Origin of the sequence: Moorena sp. SIO2C4 (assembly GCF_010672485.1) — a bacterium.
GTDB classification, from domain to species: Bacteria; Cyanobacteriota; Cyanobacteriia; order Cyanobacteriales; family Coleofasciculaceae; genus Moorena; species Moorena producens.
This window is the reverse complement of sequence record NZ_JAAHGN010001460.1, coordinates 1-1,389: the sequence shown is the minus strand read 5'-3', so window position 1 is coordinate 1,389 and position 1,389 is coordinate 1. Positions and strand designations below refer to the sequence as shown.

Sequence of the window (1,389 nt, the reverse complement as noted above, 5' to 3'; positions counted from 1 at the left end):
TCTGTATGTGCAGTCTTTTGGACACCCTAGTGAAAAAAGCCTGCTCCAGGGGCGTTGGGTGATTGGGGATGCCAGCTGCTATTTCAATGCTCACTCTGAATTGATTCGTTGTGCTGTCAATCCAGACGGACCCTGTGATTCTTGCCGCTTTTACGAACCCTTGAACACTGAAACTCACTAACTAACTATTACCTAGAACTTCTCCTACTTCTAAACGCATACCATTGGCAAAATCCCAAGCAGATTGAGCACGTTTGCCAGCTAATTGCACTTGCTGCAACAACAACATTCCCTTTCCAGTTTGAATAATTGGACCGATTGTCTTGGCAATCTTTACAACTTCTCCAGGACGACCTGAACCAACATCAAGAGTAGACCACTCCTGCGATCGCATTTTTAACTGTGAAGGCAACTCGGATAAGTAAGCGGAATCTAAGGGAACAGTGGCACTGATTTTCAGAGATTTACCCCGAAATGAGGTGACGCAGTTCGGGAAAAATCCCCGGATCTGATTGTGTAACTCCAAGTTAGAGCGTGACCAATCTAGGCCATAATCTGACTTTTGAATCAGTGGTGCATAGGTAGCCAATGAGTCATCTTGAGGAATTGGTTGGATTTCCTGTAACTCTTGCTTGAGGAGGGTTTCAATCAACAAATCAGCTCCCAAATTGCTCAGAGTTTGTGCCAAATCCTGGGCATTATCCAATAGTCTAATTGGTGTATATGCTTTCAAGAGCATTGCTCCAGTATCCATTCCAGCATCCATCAACATCGTTGTGATGCCAGTTTGGGCTTCACCATTATAAAGACACCACTGGATCGGAGCTGCTCCCCTATACTTAGGCAAAATTGAGCCATGTACATTGATACAACCTGCCGTAGGCATATCCAGAATCTCTTGGGAGAGAATCTGCCCATAGGCAACCACCACAAAAGCATCAGCCTTTACCTGCCTTAGCTGAGTTAGGGTTTCCCTATGCTTTTTCAGGCGCTGCGGTTGCCAAACTGGTAGTTTATGTGCTAATGCTATTGATTTCACTGGGGAAGGAATCAGCTGGTTACCACGTCCTCGACGCTTATCTGGCTGAGTCACCACACCCACCACCTCAAATTCAGGATGGTTCAACAAACCTTCCAAACAAGGTAGAGCAAATTGGGGAGTACCAAAGAATACAACTCGCATCTAGAAATTACCAATAACTAATGGGTTGTTCGCGTAGCGTGGCCTTTTGGCCAAGGTTAGCTGGTTTCAGGTTAGCTGGTTTCAGGTTAGCTGGTTTCAGGTTAGCTGGTTTCAGGTTAGCTGGTTTCAGGTTTCAGGTTAGCTGGTTTCAGGTTTCAGGTTAGCTGGTTTCAGGTTAGCTGGTTTCAGGTTAGCTGGTTTCAGGT

Annotated in this window: 2 protein-coding genes; one reads left to right on the top strand and one right to left on the bottom strand. The window is 45.6% G+C overall.

Going from position 1 to position 1,389, the window contains the following annotated elements:
• Positions 1–181: DUF6464 family protein (locus tag F6K20_RS38580; RefSeq protein ID WP_287298454.1), on the top strand; the 181-nt coding region annotated here is incomplete at its 5' end.
• Here the strand turns inward: F6K20_RS38580 and fmt are convergent.
• Entirely contained in the window at positions 182–1,183 is a 1,002-nt protein-coding gene (gene fmt, locus F6K20_RS38575; RefSeq protein WP_008182301.1) for a methionyl-tRNA formyltransferase, read from the bottom strand.
• Positions 1,184–1,389: the final 206 nt, after the last annotated feature.